The sequence below is a fragment of the Dyadobacter jiangsuensis genome (assembly GCF_003014695.1).
GTDB classification, from domain to species: Bacteria; Bacteroidota; Bacteroidia; order Cytophagales; family Spirosomataceae; genus Dyadobacter; species Dyadobacter jiangsuensis.
This window is the reverse complement of the sequence record NZ_PYAS01000015.1, coordinates 128,771-150,504: the sequence shown is the minus strand read 5'-3', so window position 1 is coordinate 150,504 and position 21,734 is coordinate 128,771. Positions and strand designations below refer to the sequence as shown.

Genomic DNA, 21,734 nt, shown 5'->3' with positions numbered 1-21,734 from the left:
GACTAAGCGCCCCTGACTGAGCGCCTTCTGCTAGCCGTCTCTCACGAGTGATGCGCCAACCATGCATTCCAGGCATTGCTTCGGCGTGCAGTAGTTATTGAACCACTCGATCAGTGCCTGCGAATCCGCGGCGGTTTTCACGCGCATACCCAGGGACGCCCACTCGCGCGTGATCCGGTTATCTTCCGCGGGTATTTCCGAAAGCCAGTAAATAGCTTTATCTAGCAGCTCGGGTTGCTGTCTATGCTTCGAATAGGCGACGAGCAGCGGTACAGCGGCATTGACGATCAGCAAATGAGCGGCGTCGGTACCCAACACGGGGACCTGCGCCCGCGCTTTCTTTCCGAATAGGTAATGCTCACGCCAGTAGGCAGATTGTTCGATCCGGAACATCGCCCGTATTTCATCAAAATGCTCCGATACGATAAACCGGTTCAGAAGCCCGCCGGTATTGCACAGCAACCGCGCGAATTGTGCCAGCCGGACCGTCGGAAACCCTGCCGGACGCAACCGTGCATATTTCCATTCATGCGGATTCATCTTGTCGTCCTGTAACTTGTATTTGGCGCTGAGAAAGCGGAACTCCTGGTGCAGCTGGCGAACATATATTTCCTCTGAATGCTCGGAAATGAGTCCCGAACAGCCAAATAGCAACGCTTCAACCTGAATGAGCCGGTCGGTATGTTTGCGAATGATTTTCCAGGGAACAATGCTGGTCTGCCGTTGGAATGGGGCGTCATTGAGTTTGAATCCGAAATGCCGGCCAAGCCATTGATACGCCGTCTGCTCCCAATCCTGCTGATTCGCTTCCAGCAGGTACTGAATTTCCAGCGCTTTACGTTCCAGCCTTTCGAGCAATACCCTGTCTAGCATGGCATATTTGCGGATTTGCTCCACCGCTCCAAACTGCCGATTGCAGGGTACTGTATCTTTTTCATCGAGCAGGCAACGGTACCTTTCGATCACGGCGGCTTTTACGAGGCCATTCAGTGATAATGTCGGGACTATTGTGCCGTCGCGCCGCATTGCCGGGCGATCGTTTTCCCACACTACATGAAGAATCACGCAGTCGTAGGCACCGTTGTGTTGGTGTTCGTGGAGATACCAGTCGGATGCTTTCACGTGGATTTCGATACTTCCTACCCAAAGCACTCCGTTGATCGCAACGCGGGCTTCGGAAAAATCCGGTCCAGCGTTGGTGTTCCTCTGGCCGGGTCGGATGATGGAAAGCGGCAGGTGCTCGTCGGTCGCCAGCCCTTTCTTTTCGAAGTACTGGAAACGCCAGATAAAACTCAGTAAATCCTCATTCATATACAGCGTGTTTAAAAAATTGGCGATTAAGGCGCATATTTCTTTGCCTAAACCTGATTAGTTTCTGTTCTTTGTACGCTGTTTTTGTTACTTGGTTTCTGTTTGTAGAAGTAAAAAAGTTTTATGCTCCGCCGTCTGCAATTTATTGCGCTCAAAGTCTTCCTTGCTTTTCTCGTGCTTTCAGTGGTTTGGGTGATTATCCTGAGGTTCTTGCCCATTTGGGTAACGCCTTACATGATCTCCCGGAAGATCGACGCATTCAGGGCAGATGAGGACACGGAGATTTATCACGATTGGGAGCCGTACGAGAACATTTCCAAAGAAGTAGCCCTGGCCGTAGTGGCCTCAGAGGATCAGAATTTCCCTAACCACTGGGGGTTTGATTTCGATCAGATATACAATGCAATGACCGAGGACCGCAAGCGCGCCCGGGGAGCCAGTACCATTTCCCAGCAGGTCGCTAAGAACGTATTCCTCTGGCACGGCCGGAGTTTTGTCCGGAAAGGCCTTGAAGCCTATTTTACAGTTCTTATCGAAGTGCTGTGGAGCAAGGAACGTATTCTGGAAGTGTATTTGAATGTAGCCGAAATGGGTAAAATGACTTTTGGTGTAGAAGCGGCTTCGCTGCGTTACTATAATAAATCGGCCAAACGCCTCACCCGCTATGAGGCCGCGCGCATCGCAGCGGTATTACCCAACCCGATCCGGTTCTCGATCCAGAATCCGTCTGCGTATGTGAACAAGCGTACCAACCAGATTGTCCGCCAGATGCGCTACCTGGGCGGGCAGAAGTATCTGGCGGATCTGTAACTAATCTCAATAACTAAGCGGCTAAGGCCGCTCCGTCTCCCTCGACGATCGCGGTGAACTCTGCTGACGGCTCGATGGCGTTGTGGAAGGACGCGGCGTTTCCTGGCGGGGAGCGGGTGCGGGCCTCGCATTGGGTGTCTGCCGCGTAGGACGCTCGATGTTGGGTCGCGATGTTTCCGGACGAGGAGTTGGTGTGGGTCGGGTCACTTCCGGGCGGGGCGATGGCGTCGGGCGCGTCACCTCGGGCCGTGGCGTGGGGGTAGGTCTGGATACATCCGGGTTACCTGGCCGTGTCGGCCGCTCGATATCCGGTCTTGTTACGCCCGGATTGGGCCGCGATGTTCCCGGGCGCGTAACTTCGGGACGGCCGGTTCCTGGTCGGCTTGTGCCTGGGCGGCCGTTATTCTCGCTGCCGGGTCTTTCAACAGAAGGACGTGTAGTTCCGCCGTTTCCTGGCCTGGTTGTGCCCGGTCGGCCGGTCGAAGGTCGGGTGATCACCGGACGGCCCGTTTTATCGAAGCTGGGAAGCCTGTCGCGTGTTGTGGGAGCTTTGGGGTATCTTTTTACAAATAATGCAGATCCTTGCCGTGCCGACGAAGGTCGTGAGTACGTGGCGCGATAGTCGCCTCGCGTGGAGCGCGTACGCACGATCACCGAGCGAGAGCGGAAATTACCGCCATAGTAATGCGTGTGCCAAACCGGGTTGCGGTAGCTGGGCCAGCGACGGAAATGCCCGTTGTAATAGTAATGCCAGTGGTAATGATAGCCGTAGTAATAATGCCAGTATCTCGGCCTCCATGGACGCCAGTAGGAGGGGTAGTAATGCCACCGCCACGGCGACCGCCAGATCACATATCTAGGCACAAAAATGAATTGAATGACCGGCCAGCTGGAAACATAAACGACATTCTGCTGAGTGGTAGCAGGCTGAACCTCCCTGTTTCCGCTATACCCAGGATTAGGCGTTTCTGTGACTGTTCCCGACTGTGAATTGGGTTCGATAATATAGTCCTTGCCGTAAAGATCCTCGTCACCTACAAGTTGTATCCATATCTCGCCGTCTTCCTTTTTTTCGACATAAAATGCAGCTACATCTTGATCCTCTCTTTCGCTGACTGCCACTTTCAGGCTAATCGTGTGAAGGTTTCCCTCCACATTATCCTCTACGCGGATGTAGTCTGTCTGGTTGTCTCCATCAAGGTCAAGGTTGTTGATCTCTGAATCTTCTTCATTGAGTTTTCGCTCAAAACCTTCCAGGGTTTCGGATTCCTGGAAGAGCTTTAAAACCGCATACAGATTGAGGTTGTCGCCTGGAAGATCGAGTTTTTCTTCTTCGGCCTGTGCAAAGGCCCGGTTGCCTGTCCAAAACATCAATGCGCTCAGGACAATCAGAAGGAGATTTTTCATAGTGATGTTGTTTAAAGCAATGTAGCGATTCTTGCTTATTTAACCCAAACTCCGTTCAGCATAACTCTGCTAACGTTCCGGGTAGCCGATATGTTCTTCAATGGATCCCCTTTTATCAGGATAAGATCGGCCTGCTTTCCCTTTTCTATGCTTCCCAGCCGATCGTCTACTTGAAAAAAGCGTGCATTCTGGAGTGTCGCTGCCGTAATTACCTCAGCCGGACGGAGCCCGCTCAGGACGAGCAATTCCATTTCCCGCTGGAATGCCCAACCGGTTTCCGCATAAGGAATCATCGAATGCGACCCTACAACGATCCTGGCGCCTGCGCGATACAGCCTACCCGTGACCTTTTTCATTTTGATAAATCCTTCCAAACGGGCGGTGTCGAGTGGCTGCCCTGTCGTGGCCTGGTACTCGAATGCGCCGAGCGTCGGACTAACAAACGTGCCTTTGTCTTTCAGGAAAATACCCAGTGAATTGGTAACCGGACTGTCCGGGTCAATGTTTTTCCAAACCTCGTACCGGCCTTGTTTTCGGGCATTATTGTCAGCGAGTACCATTTGCCGGTACTTTTCGGCCTCTCTTTGCGGCACGAGCGTCAGACCGAAAGAGGTAATATGCTCAATGCCGTCAAGTCCAGCCTCGATGGCTTCACGGGCCTCCGTAATTTCGAGGTGGCCGGTTACGGGAATACCTCGCGCATGAGCGGCTTTACACACCGCGCGGATGATGGCTGGTGGCAGGCGAAAATAGACTTTGATTACCGAAGCGCCCTGATCGATCAGATGATTGACCTCGCGCACGGCCTCGTCCGGATCCCTGACCACGTACGCGTCGCGCGGGTAGGCGGGAGGAAACATGTCGATATGCGGCCCGGCGAGGAAAAGCCTTGGTATCGGTTTCCCGCCCTTTCTTTCATCGTCATATGCTTCGATCCATGCACCGGGATCGCGCAGCGAGGTTACGCCATTCTGGAGAAATTGTGCGGGGAGGCCATGGACGCCGTCCAAATGGAAGTGGGAGTCAATGAAGCCTGGCAGCAACGTGAGGCCCTTGGCATTGACAACCTGCGCATTTGCGGGTATTTTAATGTCCGCTTTGTTGCCCACGGCATTAATTATCCCGTCGGTTACGATCACACAGCCATTTTCGATAGGCGTTCCACCCGTGCCGTCTACAATGGTCGCACCCGTGATTGCAATAATGGCGTTTTTTGAAATGATTTCTTTCTGGTTGATTTCCCGGATTTGAGCGGGCTTCCCGGCAGGACTGTCGGCATGTTTACTACAACTACAAATAGCTGCAATTAATGCCAGTTGGCAGGTTATCCTTCGGAAGAGGCTTGTCTGCATTGTTTTACAAGTTCTTGGATTGGATCAAATCTACCTTAACGCCTTTTCGGAGTGTGTTGTGGATTTCGGCTACCTGGTCGGTATGCCGGATCAACTCTTCGATTTCAGCCCCCGAGGCATTTGATGTCACCGAGACCTCATACCGGAAATTGGTTCCGGAATCGCCGGGTGCTCCGAAATCGGCAAAGCACTTTACATCGATGTCATCCACTACTATGTTACGCAAAGCTGCTTCCCGGTAAATGTCGTTGCAATAGCAGGTAGCGAGGGCCAGTAACAGCATTTCTCCTCCATTGACGGACGAGCCGTAGCCGGTTTCTCGTGGGGGGATTTGCAATTGCTTCTCGGTACCGTTGGTCGCGACCGTTATGGTATGCCTGTTTAAACTGTTTTGAATGCTTGCCGAGATCTGCATTATCCTGAATATGGTTTGAGCACAAACTATTAACGATTAAATTGAAAGCTAATCCATTGATATAAAGAGATGAGTAACCCTTTTTTAATGTATGGAAAATGTGGTCGATTGATACACTATGGTTCGAGGTTGCAGTTGTCAGCCAAAGCGAAAATACTATGCGTTTCGCGGCTGGGATACTGATGTTTTTGGCAAGGAGTAGCCGGTTGCCGATATATTATTTTCGAACGCCGGGCGACGCACTTTTAGCAATTCCTTTATTCTTTTCGCTCAAAAAACGGTAATTCCGGTGATGTGCCAGCGAACGATCCAGCTTTTCGAACAAGCCCCGGTCTTTCAATGCAAACCAGTTGACTTTCAATAAATACAAACTGACGTACGATTTGGGGTGATTGGAAATGAAACTGGTTGTCGCACTCCAGAGCCTTTCGCGCTCCAACGCCTGCTGGTCAACCCAATACCGTGCGCTATCCGGAAGGTTGCGTTTTTTCGCACGCGCCTCCGCGAGCAGGTAAGCGTCCAGGCGCTGGTCAGAAGGGGATTGAACGAGCGATTGATATTCCCGCCATTCTTCATTGCTTTTCGAATGAGTTACCGTTGATTTGGCGAGGTTGAAAGTATCCAGCCGTATCTCCGTGCCCGGGTCGAAGAAAAATGTCAATGCGCCTTTTTTCTGCGAAACCTGGAACTGGTACAAGTCCGGCAACAGATCCGAGTCCATCGTCAGGTGTGTCGTATCAAATCCCAGCCTGATCGAATGCACCACGGCCGCAAACCCCTTCTCCCGCGTGAGCAGAAGCGCCTTCCTGTCATTCCATGCTTTGGGGGCAATAATTTTGATTTTGACGCTTTGCGTCGACGTCAATGCCAGACACGCTACTGCACAGATTATCAAAAGGTTTGTACGGCTTACCACGGGTTACATGCTTGGAGATGATGCCTGTAATTTAGTATTTATCTTTGCATTACATGCACTATGATCAATATGAGATAACACCCGGTGATACCGCTTTGACTTTCGAGTTTGTTAGTCAGGGTGTAAAAGGTGACGTCGAGAAGCTGGTAGTTTATTCTCGAATTGGCTTGACTGGCACATTTAACATGGGATTCGGTAATAAAATTGGTTCGACTGAGGACTTTGATGACTCAACAGTGACGAACAACGGAGACACACAGAAGGTTATGGCTACGGTAGCAGCAACGCTTTATCCTTTCACCGACAGATTTCCAGATGCAAAAGTGTATTTTAAGGGAAGCACGAGAGCGAGAACAAGACTTTACAGAATCGGAATATCTAATAATTTGGAGCTGATTACTCTTGATTTTCAGATATACGGGTTAAATCATGGTCAGTGGGAAAAGTTTGTTTTGGGGATTGATTATGAGGCTTTTCTTGTTACCAGAAAAAAAAAGATGAAATGAAAAACGCAGAGAAAGAATTAGAGCGGAATTTTCGGCCAAAGCTGAAAAAAGTGGACAAATCCCTGGACAGATATCTTGAAATGAATCTGTTCAAGAAGAAAGTCGATGAGGCCACTGAAACCTTGAAAAAATACGGCCTGCCAAAGTTTGACGATGAATAACAGCCGACTTTTGGTGATCGGGCACAGACCAAATCCTCAAAAGCCGGCTGCTGAAAGCTTGAAGGGCGAAGCCCAAATTATTTAATCTCCACTTTCACCAACACCGGCTGATGATCAGACGGATAGCGCTGCTCTTTTGAGTCGGTTAGCACGCCGTATTTCAGTACATCCACATTTTTGCTTACGAAGATATAGTCGATGCGCGTCTTCATTTCCGCATCGAACTTGAAGCTGTTGAATGTGCCTTCCGGACCGTATGGAGCTTGTTTGGTGACATTGTGTGTGTCGTTGAGCACGCCGGCGATCGTTTTGATCTGTTCAGTGTCCGGTGATGAGTTGAAATCGCCGGTGAGGATTGCGGTGTTGTTTCCTGCGATTTCCTTGATCTTTTTCACCATCAAATGTCCCGATTGACGACGGGCTTCAACGCCCTGGTGATCGAAATGCACATTGAAGAAGTAGAATTTCTTTTTGGTATTCAAATCCTCAAACTGTGCCCACGAACAAATGCGGTTGCAGCATTTGGCATCCCAGCCCAGACCCGGTTTGTCGGGTGTCTCGCTCAGCCAGAAATCGCCCGATTTGAACAGTTTGAAACGGTCTTTTTTGTAAAAAATAGCGGAGTGCTCGCCGCCTTCTTTGCCGTCGTCACGGCCTTTGCCATAGTAGGCAAATTCAGGTAGTTCGGCAACGTCTTTCAACTGGCCTACCAATGCTTCCTGCACGCCGAAAATGTCGAATTCATGGAAGCGGATGAGGCCTTTCACATTCTCTTTGCGGTTGGGCCAGGCATTAACGCCGTCATTGGGGGTGTTGTAGCGTAGGTTGTACGAAGCTACATTCATAGTTGCGGTTTTCTGCGCATACGACGCGCTTGCGAGCGAGACGAATGCCAGTAGGTAAAGGGCAATTTTTTTCATTGGGTATAGAGATGATTGATTAACTATAAAACAAAAGACCCCGAAGGGTCTCCTGTTGTGAAGCCAAAAATATGCGATTAATGTTAACTCATGATGAAAATTCGCATTTGGTCCGCTATTACCATCCCGGTGTCTGCTTGTAGGCGCCGTTGCTGCGCGAAATTTCATCCGGGTTCATCGGCCATGCCATGTGCTTGCCCGGGTCGAAGCTGCGGGCCGGCCAGATCACCTGGATTTTGTAAGGCGAAGCCGGGTCGGTTTTGTTGTCGTGAATGCGGCCGTGGAGCGGCATGTTGATCTTGTCGTAGTCGCCCCAGCGTTTCAGGTCGGCGAGACGGTCGGTCCATTCGCAGGCAAGTTCCACACGACGTTCATGTTTGAGATCGGCCAATGTAGGCGCGGCAATCGGTGCGAGTCCTACGCGGGCGCGGATTTCGTTCAATGGTGCAGCTGCTTCCGCATTTTTATTTTGTTTGATCAACGCCTCCGCTTTGAAGAGCAGGATCTCTGCATAGCGCATCAGCGGTAGGTTCAGGCGGGTCGACGGGCCGTCACCGTTTTGATTGATCATCGTATTGCTACCTGCATTCTCGTTGGTTCCGTAGCTGTACGGCTCCATGTATTTGCGGATCTGGAAGCCCGAGAGGCTGTTGGTCGAGAAGTAGGCACGTTCTTTGCCGAAATAGGTGAATTTGTCCCCGAATTTCAGGATAGTCACCTCGCGGCGCGGGTCTTTCGCTTCATACTCTTCGTAGAGTTCTTCGGTCGGTTGGAAATAGCCCCAGCCATTGAAAATACCCCAGCCTTTGTTCTCCAATGACACACCCGGGAAGATAGAACCGCCCTGGATGCCCGAGTTGACCGACCAGATGTATTCGCTCGTCCAGTTATTCTCGATGGTGAATACCGCCTGGTAATTCGCAACTGCGCTGCCTTTGCCGGTAATGAGCGCACGCGCGCCTTCATTTTTGATCTTATCGGCCAGGTCCGGGATCAAAGCCCATTTGGAAGCATCATACTGCGCCCAGTAAGCGTAGGTTTTGACCATGTAACCCCACGCAGCGGCCTTGTGCGCACGCCCCTGATCGCCTGCCCCGTAGGTTTGGAACAATGGAAGCAGGTCGGCGGCTTTTTGCAGATCACTGATGATCTGTGCGTAGTTGTCGGTTACCGAAGGAAGCTGAGGTGGAATACGTTTTCCGAATTCTGCATTCTCAGGACCGTCGAAAGGCACGCCGAGGTCTTTATGGCCCCATGAATAGGCCAGCCAGAAATGCGCGAACCCGCGGATGAAGTAGGCTTCGCCCAAAGCACGGTTCTTTACGGCATCCGATACACCGGTAGCCGTCGAAATGCCCTGGATTACCTGGTTGGCCTTGTTCAACATCCAGTACACATCGTTCCAGCAGTTGGAAATAGAGCCCTCGCGGCCGGTAATGTTGAAGTTCTTAATGTTATCGCTTTCCGCACGCACGCGGCCGGTCACTACGTCGTCGGAAGCATTCTGCATCCAGAACAGGTTGCGGCCCCAGGTGCTTTCGTAGCCCATCGGCGCGTACATCGCCGCCACGGCCTTGTTCAAGTCTTCGTCGCTTTTCCAGAAGAATGCGGTGGTAGGAGAGCCGTTGGGTTTGGTATCCACCCAGCTTTCGGTACATGCGGATGCACTCACGGCCATGACAATGGCAAGACCCGCATTTTTAATGATATGTTTCATGAGTCAAAGTCTTTGTTTGGTCGAAATTGGGTGTTAGAATTTGAGCTTCACACCGGCTGAATACACGCGTGCTACTGGGTACTGACCGCCGTCGAGGCCTGGCGCGGTATAGCGGCCATCGATCAGCTGGCTGCCGATCTCAGGGTCCATACCCGAATACTTCGTGAATGTTAGCAGGTTATCGCCGCTCACGTACACGCGCAGGCTAGGCTTGCCCGGCTTGCTTTTGAATGTGTAGCCGATAATCAGGTTTTTCAGACGCAGATAATTGCCATTTTCCAGATACCAGTCGGAATTGGTCGAGAAGTTCTTGTTCGGATCGTTCGCTCTGATTTTCGGAATATCGGAACCGGTATTGGTTTCCGACCACGCGTCGAGGATTTTGTCCCAACGGTTGTAGCCCTGTTCAGCGCCATTCAATGTGGATTGTTTGAATGCATTGAACAGTTTCACACCGCCCACACCCTGGAAGAAGATGCTGAAATCGAAGTTTTTCCAATTGGCATTAGCTGTAATACCGTAAGTGATTTTCGGGAATGCGTTCCCCATGTACACGCGGTCGAGGTCGTCGATTTTGCCGTCTCCGTTTTCATCTACGAATTTCAGGTCTCCCGCTTTGGCATTAGGCTGGATGCGATCACCCTTTGGTCCCACGTAAGCCGCAGCGGCTTCGTCGGTTTGGAAAATACCTGCATTCTTGATCAACCAGTAAGAGTAGTAAGGCTGGCCGACCGTTGAGCGGAAAGGCACCAGAATGCTTCTCCACGCATCGCCGTGTGTCCACACCGAGTTCGGGTTTTCATCAATATAATCGACGCGGTTTTTGAGGGTAGCAAAGTTACCACCGAGCTCGTAGCTGAACTCACCAACCTGGTCGCGCCAGTTAGCGGCAAATTCAAAGCCGGTATTCCGGATCTTGCCCTGGTTGATGAAGGGCGCGCCGTAGCCGTTGGTGTTTGTCCACTCGGTGTCCTGCTGTTTGATCAGGTCGTAAGTCAGCTTGTTAAAATAGTCGGCGGTAATAGTCAGTTTTTCTTTCAAGAGGCTGATATCCAAGCCGAAATCTGTCTGCTGCGAAGTTTCCCAAGACAGCTCAGGGTTAAACCTTGCATTGACATACAAGCCATTGCTGATAGGCGCTCCATTACCCACCTGGTAGGTGTTGTTCGGGGTAAGGTTAGGATAGCCGTAGTATCTGCCGATGGAACCGATGTTGCCAATGCGGCCCCAGCTTGCGCGGAGTTTCAGGAGATCGAGCCCTTTTACATTAAAGAAAGGTTCGGAGCTGAGCTTCCATGCACCGGTGAAACCCGGATACCCTTTGGCACGGAAACCTTCTGCAAGGCGTCCCGCGATATCGTAACGATAGCTGGCTGTCACGAAATAACGGTCGGCCCAGCTGTATGACAAACGTCCTACGTACGATGCGTTGCGATCTTTCCATTCGTCGTCCGTAGGTCTGTTTTGGTCAAAAATGGAGGCATTTACGAAGAATTGAGCCCAATCCGCTTCATTCTCGAAACCTCTCGCAGCAATGCTGAAATTGCGGTTGCCGTTTTCCTGTGCGGTCATGGAGGCCATTGCGCCTACATTGTGGCGGCCGAATACACGAGAGTAGTTAGCGGTATTTTCCCAAATCCAGTGGTAACCGCGGTTGGTCGAGTAGGAGAGGGTATTCTGGTTGTTCGGCTTGCCGGGTTCTGTTCTTTTCGGCTCAAAATTCTTCCAAAGCGAGCTGTTCTGGCGGTAGCTGAAACGGGTCAGGAAGCTCAGGCCGGGAATAATGTCGGAATAGCCGAGCTCTGTAACCGACTGCATGTCGTTACCTTTATTGTAGGGCCTGTTACGAAGCAATGTGCCCACGGGGCTGATCGCATCGCCGTGGATACCGAGGTATTTCGAGTCACGCGGGCCTACACCGCCGAATGTGCCGTCATCATAGTAAGCCACTGCGGAGCGGGGCATGTAAATAGCCGAAAGTACGGTCCCGCTATAACCGCTCGTTGTTTCAGTTCCGCGGTTGTCATTGTTGTTGTAAAAAAGCTCCTGGCGGAGTTTAATCTTATCGGTGAACTTGTACATCGCATTGAAACGAACTGACAAATTCTGCGCATAGGTGTTGATGAGCGTGCCTTCGTCGCGTTCGTAGCGGCCTTGCAAAAGGGTCGAAAACTTGTCGGTACCGGCATTGAAGCTGATATTATGGCGCTGGATAAGGCCTGTGCGGAAGATTTCGTCGATCCAGTCGGTGCGGGTTACTTGCGCGTAAGGGTTTTTGGTAGCGTCCCAGCCGTCGAGCGGGGCGAGGCCAGCGTTGGTGTAAGCGAGGTTGGATACTTTGGCTTCATCGGCTGCGGTGAGTGATTGCGGCAGTTTCCAGGCTTGTTTCATCCCCATAAATCCACTGTATTCAATGCTCGGCTTGCCTTGTGCAGCCTGGCGCGTGGTGATGAGGATAACCCCAGCCGAACCGGAAAATGCGCCGTAAATCGCCGCCGAAGCCGCATCTTTCAAAACGGTAATGGATTCGATATCAGCGGGGTTGTAGGGTGCATTGGGTACGCCATCTACGACGTACAATACACTTTCGCCTCCGCGGGAGCCCGTTCCACGAATGGTGATGTTGGGCGTCTGGTTGGGGTGACCGCCGTTGCTGATCGCCGTTACACCGGCCACTTTACCCTGGATCATGCTGCCCACGTTGAGCACCGGCCGGTTTTTGATCTGTTCCATATCGGGTACCGTCGCCACCGAAGCCGACAAATCGGCCTTTTTAACGGTTCCGTAACCGATTACCACCACTTCCTGCAACGACTTCGTGTCCGAAAGAAGCGTTATGTCCAGTTCCGATTGGTTACCCACGTTCACTTCCTGCGCGAGGTAGCCTACGAAGCTGAAAATGAGCTGGGCGTCGTCATTGGGTACTTCTATTTCAAATGTTCCGTTTACCTCGGTGGAAGTACCGCGCTGGGTACCCTTCACCACCACGCTTACGCCCGGCAGTGGCTCCTTGGTATCCGAAGCAATGACCTTTCCGCGTACGACCCGGTCGACGGCCTCTTCGTTATCGAAAATATCGAGCAAACTCGTGTCGTTCGATCCGGCCGTTTTGCTGGGCTTGCGGTTGAGGATAATGTATTCTTTTGAAACCGAATAACGGATATTGAGCGGCGAGAGCAGCTGGTCGAGGACGACCGACAGCCGCTGGTTTTCGGCCGAAACGCTCACTTTCTGGTTCCGCACGAGCGAGGGCACGTACGAGAAGCGCACCCCGGTGGATTTTTCGAGGTTGGTGAGCACCTGGCGCAGGTCCTGGCGCTCGGCTTTCAGGGTTACATTGCGTTGCAGCAATTCCTGCGCGAGCCCGTTACTGGCAAGCGACAGGCTGCTGAACAGCAGGGTCAGTATGAATGGTATGCATGCAATTTTCATCACAGTCACCAGGTACGTTAGTGGTCGACTACTTTTTTTCATAAATTCGAATGGTTTTGATGAATTCTGGACAAAGCCCTCCCGTGCTCCGATTTTGCGGAACTGTCCTTCTGTTGAAATGAACCGGGAGAATCAGGCCGGTAATGCTGCAATCATTGCCGGCTTTTTAGTGAATCTGGGTCAAAGTTTTGCCATAGGGTAGAAGGGTTGTTTTGGTTGAAAGGAAAACTTGGGTTTATTCGCAGCCTTGCCCCGTGATAACGACCTGTCCGTCGGTTACCTGGTAGCTTGCTTCGATTGTAGAGCAGATTATTCCTAACTTGTCAAAGAATGGCTCGTCGCGCAGCGCCACGCGCAGGTAGCAGTTTTCGAGCCTAGTGGAGTCGTATAAAATCGGTATTCCGTAAGTTTCCTGCAATAATTTGAATGCCTCCCCAACCGGCTGATTGTCAAATGTGAAATCCGGCTTTACGACCGGACGCGCGATGGCCACGGGGTTTTCGGTAATGCTGCGAGCGAGCAGCGGTTGTTCAGGCGTAAACACCACCTGCTGATTAGGCGTGAGGAGCATTTCGATGCCCGGCTTATTTCCATCGAGGTCTTTGGCGTGCATAACCGCCACTTTCCCCGTACGGACGATCACTTCCACACGCTCCGAAGAAGATTTGATGGTAAAACTCGTTCCCACTACCCGCGTAACGAGGTCATTGGCATACACAAAAAATGGATTGGCTTTGTCCTTTTGCACTTCAAAAAAGGCCTCTCCTGAGAGAAACACCTCTCTTTTGTGATGCTGAACAAAAACCGGAGCATAGCTGACCGCCGCATCGGGCATGAGCCGTATTTCGCTACCATCCGGCAGACTTACCTTCATCGGCTTTGTGCCTTTGTTGACGATCTCTTTCAGCGGAACGGGGGATACTGCAACGTAACGTTTATACGTGTACTGACTCTTTGGGAATACCTTATCTCCTGAAACCAGCCAGCCCAATCCCACCAGAACGAGCACCGCGGCCGCGGCGTACCACCACCGTAACCGGACGATATTGGCTTTCCGGGAGGCCATCGTGCGTACCGCCGAGTCATTCAGAATGCGGTTCACCTCGTGGTCGAGCTCTTCGTGCGTGAGGTCGCTCGGTTGCTTTTCCCAGGTAAGGATCAACTCGGCAGCCTGGTCCATCAGCAGCGCTTTCTCCGGGTATTCCGAGCGGAGTTTGGTCCAGAAAAAATCGTTGCGCGGCTGGCCGTTTTTTACCCATCCCCTGAAATCGTCGTCAGTCAGAAAGTCTTCCAGGTTGTAGTGGTAAAAGGGATGCATCGGCTTATTGGGAATGTGTTCTAAAAGTATAATCCGCCGCGACCGCCAGAATCATGGAAGAATGAGGAAAAATTTTAAAAATTTTCAGATCAATGTCCCCGAACGAGGAAAAGCAGGAGCATGCCGGCGAGCAGGAGCCATTTCTCCCGGAACATTTTCAGGCTCTCATACAGGAGGTTAGCCGTGGCCGGGCGTGATATATTGAGGATTTCGGCAATGCGTTCGTTGGAAAGGTCCTGATAGAACTTCAAATGGATGATTTCCTGCTGCCGGGGCGTAAGCGACTGGATAATGTGCTGAATGCGGGAATGCTTTTCCGCCGCGAACTCGGTGAGGATCAGCTCGCTTTCGATGGAATTGGCAGTCTCGTGAAAATCTTCGGGCGTGTGTTCCAATGCCAGGAAAATTTCCGGCCGGGCTTCCAATCGGTTACTGTTCTTGAAAATGCGGTTGCGGAGACTGGTAAGCAGGTAGGGTTTGATCTGGTCGGTCTTGCCGAGGGATTCCCTGCGTTCCCATAAGTAGAGGAAAAGATCGTGCACGAGGTCTTTCAGCACATCGCGGTCGCTGACGAAGCGCCTTCCGTAATCGAACAACGGGCGGTAATAATTGCGCAGGAGTTGCTCAAAGGCAAGCGGGTCGCCTTCCCTGAACTTCTGCCAAAGTACCGAATCCTGTTCCACGAAAAATGGGTTACGTCAGGAGCAAATGTACTATTTTTCTTTGTCGGCAAAAATCCGGTGCGCAGCGCGGCGATTATTTAATGTTGAGGTAATATTTTAAGTAACCGCATGGCTAAAAAAATGCAGGGCAGCAAACCGGTTGATCTGCTGCCCTGCAATGCATTACTTGTTCTTCTTCGGGATCAGAAACTTACCTACGAGTTCACCGTCGTCGCGGATCATTTTCAGGTCCAGTTGCTTACGCGTCGCATGGAGTTTGATGAGCGTCCGCTTGCCTTCGAGCGGCCCGCCTCCGATCACGATCGGCCAGTTATGGTCGGCGTCGGGCTCGTGCGTCATGTACCTGTGCGTGTGCCCGGAGATTTGCAGGTCGATTCTGGCTTTGTTCAAAACCGGCCCGAACAGCGCCCGGCAATGCATGGTACCATGCCAGTCGCCCGAGTGATACGGCGAAATGTGGATCAGCAACACGCGGAAATCGGCTTTCTTGAACTCCGGCGATTCAATTTCCTTTTCCAGCCATTTCTTCTGCACTTCCCGGTAGCGGTCAAAGGCCGACAAGCCGCCGTACTCGACGCTGTCGTCGGTCTTGTCCTCGCCGGAGTCCAGTACAATAAAATGTACAGGTCCGCGGGTGAACGAGAAATAGTACTTGTTGTCGGGATAAGCATAGTACTCGGGAATATGCCGTGAGAAACTGCCCCGGCACTCGTGGTTGCCTTGCGTGAGCAGGAACGGGAACTCCGTCGCGAAAATATCAACCGAGGGTTTGATCAGGTGATCGACCATTTGCTGCTCTTCGGTAACCCAGTCGAAGCAATCTCCGTTGAAAACCACGAAATCGTAATCTTTGGTATTACCTGTATAACCATGGCGGTAGAGTAGTTGCGGGATGATCTGCGGGCGATCGTGGATGTCGTTGAACACCACCATTTTGAACTCGTCCTCGTTCTGTCCCCAGGTTTTGAAACCATACAGCGGACTGGCGATCGTTTCCCCAAACTCCACTTTCGAGCCTTTGTAACCCAGTACTTCGGTGGACACGATCTTGTATTTGTGCTCCGTTCCCGGCGCAAGGTTGGTCAATGTGATTTTATTAATGCGGTTGTTTGCCTCGATAAGCCCATTGTTGTAGCCGAATTCGCGCTTGCTCGTGTAAGTGCCCGCGCCGTATTCGACCCAGCTGAAACAGTTTTTATGAGTGATCCACATGATCGTGACCTCGTTGCTACCCATATTCTGCAAATAGGGGCCGGCTACGAAATGGTTTTTCTCTTCCACTGGTGCGGCTTCTGCTGCATTTGTTGCCGCCATGGGCAACAAGCTCAGTGCCCCGATTTGAGACATTTTTTCAAGAAACGACCTTCTGTCTGAAAGCATAAAAGTTAAAGGTTAGGAACAGTCGATAATGGTTTACTCCCAGTTGGGGTTTTGCGTCAGGTTGGTATTCAACAGTCGCTCCTGTTTGGGGATTGGGTAAAGGTAATCACGGTTTTCAATGAATTTCTTGGTGATATGGCCGTTGATGACGATGTTACCGCCCTTGGCGCCGTTTTCCAGCACGATATCGCTGCCCAGTTTCAGCAGCTGCGCGCCTTTGATATCCGGTTTGGTCCCTTCGTAAATAACCAGGTCAACGGTTCCGCTCTTGTCGAGGTCATACTGGCCGGGGCCGGGGAAATACATTCCTTTGAATTGTTTGGTCAGCGCCTGCCCTTCTTTCCAGCGGATCAGGTCGTCCCAACGGAAGAAATTCTCCATCACCAATTCAATGCGGCGCTCGCGGCGGATTTCGAGGATTACCCCCAGGTTTTTGCCGCTGATCTGCGCGTATTGCGCAGCCTGGTAAGCATCCGGATTGGCATTGGCCTGCTCCAAATTGATGTTCGGCATTCCCACGCGGTCGCGGATGAGTTTGGTCGAAATGTCAAGGTCGGTCTGCGTCAATGTGCCTTTTTCGGCTTTGGCTTCGGCGTAGTTCAGCAATACTTCGGCGTAACGGAAGATCGGCATGTCGGTAATGTCTTTCGAGAAGGTATCCCATTTCGGTGCCGAAACGAATTTGATCAGCTGGTAACCCGTTACAGTAGCCCCGAATTCCGGTACGAGCGGGGTGTTTTCACCGATGCGGGTATAGCCCGGCGTGCGGATCGTCTGCGTGAGGCGAGGGTCGCGGTTTTGAACTTCATCGAAAAACTGCATCGTTTCGTAACCCTTTTTGTCGGTGAAACGGGTGCCGTCGGCCATGAGGTAGCTATTAACCAATTTCTTTTCCAGACCCGGTCGGCCGTATGAAGCGGTCATGGTGTAGTAGTTCAGGTTATGATAAACCTGCAACTCGTCGCTGAAATCTCGGGCCAGGATCACCTCATCGGGGATCGCATTGTCGGAGGAGAACAGCTTCATGTACGCGGTAGCAGGTGTGGCTTTGTAAATGGAATAGCCGCTGTTTTTCATGAGATCTTCCGAAGCGGAAATACAGGCATCGAGGAATTTGTCGGCATTGGGCAGGTTGAATTCCGGGTGGTATTTGCGGAAAGTACCTTCAAATAAACCGATGCGCGATTTCAATGCCAACGCTGTGTATTTGGTCACGGTCGTTACCTGGCGGCTCGCGTCGAGGTTGGCGATCGCGTAGTCGATATCGGCCATCACCGAATCCATCACGAGCGTGCGGGGATCGCGGGCTTTGGTGAGCAACTCCTGGTCATCGAGCTCGATGGTCGTCGAGTACCAAGGCACATCACCGAAACGTTTCACCATTCCGAAGTAGAAATAGGCACGGAAGAAGCGCGCCAGGCCATTGTATTTGGCGACGGCTTTTTTATCAGGGCATTTGCCGGAATTGGCGAGGAAATAGTTGATGTTCCGCAAGTTCCCCCAACCCCAGCCGCCGCCGCTGGTAGGTACCACGCGGGTTCCTTGCAACTCGTCGCGCAAGCTGGTTTTGACAATATTGTCGACGTCCTCGTTATACACATCCTCCGCCGTGGGCAGTGCATTGTAAAAAGAGTTGGTATAAAGCAAAAGGTCGTTTTCGGTATTGAAGAAAGTCTCCGGCGAGATCGCATCCTGCGGGAGCTGATCCAGGTCACAAGCCACCAGGCCGAGTGAAATGGCGATAATGCTAAATATTTTTTTCATCGGTATGAATGCCTGTTAGAATGTGAGGTTAAGACCGGCTGAAACGGTTTTCGACAATGGATAGGTACGTCCATTGGTTCCGTCGCCGTCAAACTGCTCGGGATCGATGTATTTCGAGCGGAGCGGGGTGTAGGTCAGCAGGTTTTCACCGCTGATGTAAATCCGCGCTCTCGGAATACGAATCAGCTTGCTGATGCGCTCCGGCACCGTGTAGCCGATCACCACGTTTTTCAGGCGCAGGTAACCCACGTTCTGGATGTAGCGGTCGTTGGTGGAACGGAGGTCGCCGCCGTCGTTAAGCGCCGTGTAACCGCGCAGTGCCGGGAAGTAGGCGTTCGGGTTTTCAGGCGTCCAGATATCGTTTCCGAAGTCCTTCGGGATAAACGAGTAGTAAGGGCGCGAATAGGGGCCCCAGAATTTGTCCGCATTGTTGCCCGGATACCAGTTCCTGCGGAGGATACCTTGTGCCAAAGCTGAAATATCGAAGCCATTCCATGAGGCGCCCAGGTTGATACCGTAGCGGAAACGCACGCGGTTGTTACCCACGATCTTCATGTCGCCCGGATCGGCGAGCGTGTTGGAGCCGTTGTTGATCTTGCCGTCACCGTTCAGGTCCACAAAGCGCAGGTCACCGGCTTGCAGCTTGGCCCATTCACCAGGGGCGCTCAGCCGCTGTTTGTTCACGAACGACTGGTCGATCTTGAAAGCCTGCGCCTCTTCGTTGCTCTGGAACATCCCGTCGATGGAGTATCCCCACATTTCACCGATTGTCTGGCCTACGTAAGGGCTCGAAAGCACTTTGTTCGGGTTATCGTATTTGGTGATTTTGGATTTGGAATCGGAAACAATGAACGACACATTGTAGCTGAGCGGCTTACCTGCCAGTTTAAACATATCAGCCCAGGCAATCGAAAGTTCAAAACCTTTGGTTTGCAGGTCGCCCGCATTCTGGGTAGGAACGGCCGCGCCATATACAGAAGGAAGTACCTGTCCAGGAATGAGCATGTCGGTGGTTTTACGAATATAACCGTCGAATGAAAGGTTCAGGCGGTTTTTCAGCAATGTCGCGTCGAGACCGATGTTCGAAGTCGTGGCCGATTCCCAGGTCAATCCGGCGGAGATAGGCGACGGGCTGCTTACATATTGCAATTTCTGACCATTGGTAATCCAGGTCGACTGCGCGGTAGGCATCATCGGAACGTAAGGATAGAAACTGGCCGAGCTCGGGTTGTTATTGAAGTTCGGAGGCAGCTGGTTACCCAATGTACCATAGGAAGCACGGATTTTCAGGTTGTTCACCACATTGCGCACCGGTTCGAAGAAATTCTCCTCGCTCAGACGCCAGCCCGCCGACACCGAAGGAAAGAAGCCGTAACGTTTGCCTTCCCCGAAGCGCGAAGTGCCATCGTAGCGGCCATTCACTTCGAGCAGGTACTTGCCGAGGTAATCGTAGTTGGCCCGGAAGAATGCCCCGAACAATTCATATTGGTAGGCGCCGCCGCCCGAAAGTTGCTCGCCCGTTCCGAGGTTCAGGTCGTTGAGGCTTTCTGAGAGCAGGTTTTTGCGTGAACCGGCCAATACCTGATGTTTACGCGATTCGTAGTTGATACCCGCTGTGGCGCTGAAAAAGTGTTTGCCGAAAGTGTGGTTGAAGGATGAGAACACGTTCACCACATTCTGCGGGTCGAACCACAGGGTTTTCTTGAACTGGTCGGTATTGTAGTTGGGAACCGTCGTCAGAATACCCGGCTGGATCGAATAGGTTGCTATGGCCGAACGGTACCAGTCGTCGGCAATGTAGAACGAGTAGGAGTGGTTTGCGGTGATGTTCCAATTTTTGGTCAAATCCATCTGAACCGTGTTAATGGTCGTCAGCTCGTGCACTTTTTGCTCTCCACCTGCCACGCCTTTCAAAAGATTGGCGAACAAACCGTCACCAATAGAGTAGTTGTTTTTCAGCGTATTATAAGTAGGCGTGCCGTCCGGGTTGCGCGGCGCGTAAATAGGCAATGCATGCACGGTAATCGCTACGAAGTTGGAATTGGCACCGCCTTCCAGACCCGGGTATTTGTATTTGGAATCAAAATACTGGGTATTGTTGCTCACTTTCAGCCAGGGTGTAAGCTGGGCGTTGATCTTGCTGCGCAACGTGTAGGACGTAAATTTATCCGTGTTGATGCGCATGATGCCGTCCTTTTCAAATACCGAACCGGAGAGGAAGTAGTTGATTTTATCGGTACCGCCGGAAAGGTTCAGATTATGCTGGTGCGATGGCTGGCTCATATTGAAGATCGTATTCCACCAGTCGTAGTTACCATAGTAGTTGTAAATGTCTTTTCCATTCACATTCTTCACCACTACCCATGGACGCGCAGGGTTTTCGGTCTTGTCGTAACGACGTGCTTCGATCTCCTTGTAATCTTCCTCCGAATAGCGGGTGTAGCTGTTACCGGTCGCGCGGATAAACGCTTCATCATTGATCTTCACATAGTCATAACCATTGGTCATGAAATCGGTGTTGATCGTCGGTTTCGACCAGCCGAAGTTGTTGCTGTAAGAAACGGTAGTCTTGCCGTTTTTGGCGGTTTTGGTAGTAACCAAAATTACCCCGAAAGCACCGCGTGCACCGTAAATGGCCGAGGCTGCCGCGTCTTTCAGTACGGATACCGACTCTACGTCGCCGGGGTTAATGCGGTTGATATCGCCCGGAATACCGTCGATGAGGACAAGCGGAGAGCCGCCGTTCACGGAAGTTTCCCCGCGGACGTTGAGCGAACCGCCCTTACCCGGCTGGCCGGTGCTGAATGTAATGTTCAGGTTAGGCACCATACCTTGCAGAATCTGCGACATATTGTTCAAAGGCCGGTTTTCGAGGTCTTTGGATTGTACCTGCGATACCGCGCCGGTGAGGTTCACGCGTTTCTGCGTGCCGTAACCCACCACTACCAGTTCCGACAATGCCTTGTTATCTGCCTGCAACGTAAGATTGATCTCGGTGCGGTTACCCACCACGATTTCCTGCGAAACATAACCCACAAAGCTGAAAACCAATGCCGATTCCACATTCGGCACGGTGATTTCAAACTTTCCGTTGCCGTCGGTCGTCGTGCCTTGCGAGGTCCCCTTCACCACGATACTTACACCCGGTAGCGTACCCTGTCCGTCGGACGAGGTCACGGTTCCGCGCACCTGGATTTCGGTGGGCAGTACGTATTGAAGCAGCTTTTCTTCCAGTTCGGGGATCACCGATTCCTCCCGGCTCATGCGCGTCTTGGCAAGCACGATCTGGTTGTTGATCACCTTATAATTGATTCCGCGAGGTGCCAGTAACTGGTCCAGGATCCTGGAAAGCTTCTGGTTCTTCACCTCGATGGTTACGTTTTCCTTCACGGAAACCCGGCTGCTGTACACAAAGCGGGTATTGGCACGGGCCTGGATCTCATTCAGGGCCTGTTTGAGCGAAACATTGCGGAGTGTGAGCGTCATATCCCTGCTCAGCACAGACTGGGCCGCAGTTTCCTTCGCATAGCTGCCGGCTGCGAGCGAGACGGCAAGAATCCATTGAAGCAGTCCAATGCGCATAATTTTTCGCCAGTCGACCGGCTTGTTACGTACTGTTTTTTGCATAATTTTGATTGTCTG

The 21,734-nt window shown here is 51.8% G+C and carries 16 protein-coding genes; 3 read left to right on the top strand and 13 right to left on the bottom strand.

Translation table 11 applies throughout. The annotated features are described in order from the left end of the window. Nucleotides 1-30: 30 nt before the first annotated feature. Entirely contained in the window at nucleotides 31-1,311 is a 1,281-nt protein-coding gene (locus CLV60_RS26815) for a DUF2851 family protein (RefSeq protein ID WP_106598477.1), read from the bottom strand. A gap of 123 nt (nucleotides 1,312-1,434) precedes the next feature. Between CLV60_RS26815 and mtgA the strand changes: the two genes are divergently transcribed. After that, on the top strand, nucleotides 1,435-2,121 hold the full coding sequence (mtgA, locus tag CLV60_RS26810; RefSeq protein ID WP_106598476.1) for a monofunctional biosynthetic peptidoglycan transglycosylase: 687 nt from the start codon (nucleotides 1,435-1,437) through the stop codon (nucleotides 2,119-2,121). A gap of 21 nt (nucleotides 2,122-2,142) precedes the next feature. Here the strand turns inward: mtgA and CLV60_RS26805 are convergent, their stop codons facing one another. From CLV60_RS26805 to CLV60_RS26790, 4 genes are all read right to left on the bottom strand, one after another. Next, on the bottom strand, nucleotides 2,143-3,528 hold the full coding sequence (locus CLV60_RS26805) for a hypothetical protein (protein WP_106598475.1): 1,386 nt from the start codon (nucleotides 3,526-3,528) through the stop codon (nucleotides 2,143-2,145). Between the two features lie 35 nt (nucleotides 3,529-3,563). Next, on the bottom strand, nucleotides 3,564-4,880 hold the full coding sequence (locus CLV60_RS26800; protein WP_106598474.1) for an amidohydrolase family protein: 1,317 nt from the start codon (nucleotides 4,878-4,880) through the stop codon (nucleotides 3,564-3,566). Nucleotides 4,881-4,884: 4 nt separating this feature from the next. After that, nucleotides 4,885-5,295, bottom strand: a complete 411-nt coding sequence (locus tag CLV60_RS26795) for an OsmC family protein (protein ID WP_106598473.1) — start codon at nucleotides 5,293-5,295, stop codon at nucleotides 4,885-4,887. 217 nt (nucleotides 5,296-5,512) lie between these two features. Further along, nucleotides 5,513-6,190, bottom strand: coding sequence for a hypothetical protein (locus CLV60_RS26790; protein WP_229211145.1), 678 nt, complete (start codon nucleotides 6,188-6,190; stop codon nucleotides 5,513-5,515). A 74-nt stretch (nucleotides 6,191-6,264) separates the two neighbouring features. Between CLV60_RS26790 and CLV60_RS26785 the strand changes: the two genes are divergently transcribed. Both CLV60_RS26785 and CLV60_RS34350 read left to right on the top strand, forming a co-directional pair. Then, entirely contained in the window at nucleotides 6,265-6,717 is a 453-nt protein-coding gene (locus CLV60_RS26785) for a DUF6934 family protein (RefSeq protein ID WP_106598471.1), read from the top strand. Further along, nucleotides 6,714-6,878 (top strand): hypothetical protein, encoded by a 165-nt coding sequence (locus tag CLV60_RS34350; RefSeq protein WP_170118873.1) that lies wholly within the window; start codon nucleotides 6,714-6,716, stop codon nucleotides 6,876-6,878. The genes CLV60_RS26785 and CLV60_RS34350 overlap by 4 nt, the downstream gene beginning before the upstream one ends. A gap of 77 nt (nucleotides 6,879-6,955) precedes the next feature. Here CLV60_RS34350 and CLV60_RS26780 read toward each other — a convergent pair whose 3' ends face one another. The 8 genes from CLV60_RS26780 to CLV60_RS26745 form a co-directional block, all read right to left on the bottom strand. Further along, the gene (locus tag CLV60_RS26780; protein WP_106598470.1) at nucleotides 6,956-7,798 is read right to left on the bottom strand and encodes an endonuclease/exonuclease/phosphatase family protein; all 843 of its coding nucleotides are present in this window, start codon (nucleotides 7,796-7,798) and stop codon (nucleotides 6,956-6,958) included. Between the two features lie 118 nt (nucleotides 7,799-7,916). Next, nucleotides 7,917-9,515, bottom strand: coding sequence for a RagB/SusD family nutrient uptake outer membrane protein (locus CLV60_RS26775; protein ID WP_106598469.1), 1,599 nt, complete (start codon nucleotides 9,513-9,515; stop codon nucleotides 7,917-7,919). A 33-nt stretch (nucleotides 9,516-9,548) separates the two neighbouring features. Further along, the gene (locus tag CLV60_RS26770; RefSeq protein ID WP_229211144.1) at nucleotides 9,549-12,989 is read right to left on the bottom strand and encodes a SusC/RagA family TonB-linked outer membrane protein; all 3,441 of its coding nucleotides are present in this window, start codon (nucleotides 12,987-12,989) and stop codon (nucleotides 9,549-9,551) included. 193 nt (nucleotides 12,990-13,182) lie between these two features. Next, on the bottom strand, nucleotides 13,183-14,265 hold the full coding sequence (locus CLV60_RS26765; RefSeq protein ID WP_106598467.1) for a FecR family protein: 1,083 nt from the start codon (nucleotides 14,263-14,265) through the stop codon (nucleotides 13,183-13,185). Between the two features lie 89 nt (nucleotides 14,266-14,354). Next, the gene (locus CLV60_RS26760; protein ID WP_106598466.1) at nucleotides 14,355-14,948 is read right to left on the bottom strand and encodes an RNA polymerase sigma factor; all 594 of its coding nucleotides are present in this window, start codon (nucleotides 14,946-14,948) and stop codon (nucleotides 14,355-14,357) included. Nucleotides 14,949-15,110: 162 nt separating this feature from the next. After that, complete coding sequence (locus CLV60_RS26755; protein ID WP_106598465.1) at nucleotides 15,111-16,328, bottom strand: purple acid phosphatase family protein; 1,218 nt, start codon at nucleotides 16,326-16,328, stop codon at nucleotides 15,111-15,113. A gap of 33 nt (nucleotides 16,329-16,361) precedes the next feature. Continuing rightward, a complete protein-coding gene (locus tag CLV60_RS26750) occupies nucleotides 16,362-18,092 on the bottom strand; it encodes a RagB/SusD family nutrient uptake outer membrane protein (RefSeq protein ID WP_106598464.1) in 1,731 nt (576 codons plus the stop codon). Nucleotides 18,093-18,107: 15 nt separating this feature from the next. Next, nucleotides 18,108-21,719: a TonB-dependent receptor gene (locus CLV60_RS26745; protein WP_106598563.1), complete on the bottom strand. Its 3,612-nt coding sequence runs from the start codon at nucleotides 21,717-21,719 to the stop codon at nucleotides 18,108-18,110. Between the last annotated feature and the right edge of the window lie 15 nt (nucleotides 21,720-21,734).

Excerpts from the sequence above, each read along its gene's own strand:
- CLV60_RS26800 (WP_106598474.1), bottom strand. The coding sequence starts at position 4,880 with ATGCAGACAAGCCTCTTCCGAAGGATAACCTGCCAACTGGCATTAATT.
- CLV60_RS26755 (WP_106598465.1), bottom strand. The coding sequence starts at position 16,328 with ATGCTTTCAGACAGAAGGTCGTTTCTTGAAAAAATGTCTCAAATCGGG.
- CLV60_RS26815 (WP_106598477.1), bottom strand. The coding sequence starts at position 1,311 with ATGAATGAGGATTTACTGAGTTTTATCTGGCGTTTCCAGTACTTCGAA.
- CLV60_RS26770 (WP_229211144.1), bottom strand. The coding sequence starts at position 12,989 with ATGAAAAAAAGTAGTCGACCACTAACGTACCTGGTGACTGTGATGAAA.
- CLV60_RS34350 (WP_170118873.1), top strand. The coding sequence starts at position 6,714 with ATGAAAAACGCAGAGAAAGAATTAGAGCGGAATTTTCGGCCAAAGCTG.
- CLV60_RS26780 (WP_106598470.1), bottom strand. The coding sequence starts at position 7,798 with ATGAAAAAAATTGCCCTTTACCTACTGGCATTCGTCTCGCTCGCAAGC.
- CLV60_RS26785 (WP_106598471.1), top strand. The coding sequence starts at position 6,265 with ATGCACTATGATCAATATGAGATAACACCCGGTGATACCGCTTTGACT.
- CLV60_RS26750 (WP_106598464.1), bottom strand. The coding sequence starts at position 18,092 with ATGAAAAAAATATTTAGCATTATCGCCATTTCACTCGGCCTGGTGGCT.
- CLV60_RS26795 (WP_106598473.1), bottom strand. The coding sequence starts at position 5,295 with ATGCAGATCTCGGCAAGCATTCAAAACAGTTTAAACAGGCATACCATA.
- CLV60_RS26765 (WP_106598467.1), bottom strand. The coding sequence starts at position 14,265 with ATGCATCCCTTTTACCACTACAACCTGGAAGACTTTCTGACTGACGAC.
- CLV60_RS26775 (WP_106598469.1), bottom strand. The coding sequence starts at position 9,515 with ATGAAACATATCATTAAAAATGCGGGTCTTGCCATTGTCATGGCCGTG.
- CLV60_RS26745 (WP_106598563.1), bottom strand. The coding sequence starts at position 21,719 with ATGCAAAAAACAGTACGTAACAAGCCGGTCGACTGGCGAAAAATTATG.
- mtgA (WP_106598476.1), top strand. The coding sequence starts at position 1,435 with ATGCTCCGCCGTCTGCAATTTATTGCGCTCAAAGTCTTCCTTGCTTTT.
- CLV60_RS26805 (WP_106598475.1), bottom strand. The coding sequence starts at position 3,528 with ATGAAAAATCTCCTTCTGATTGTCCTGAGCGCATTGATGTTTTGGACA.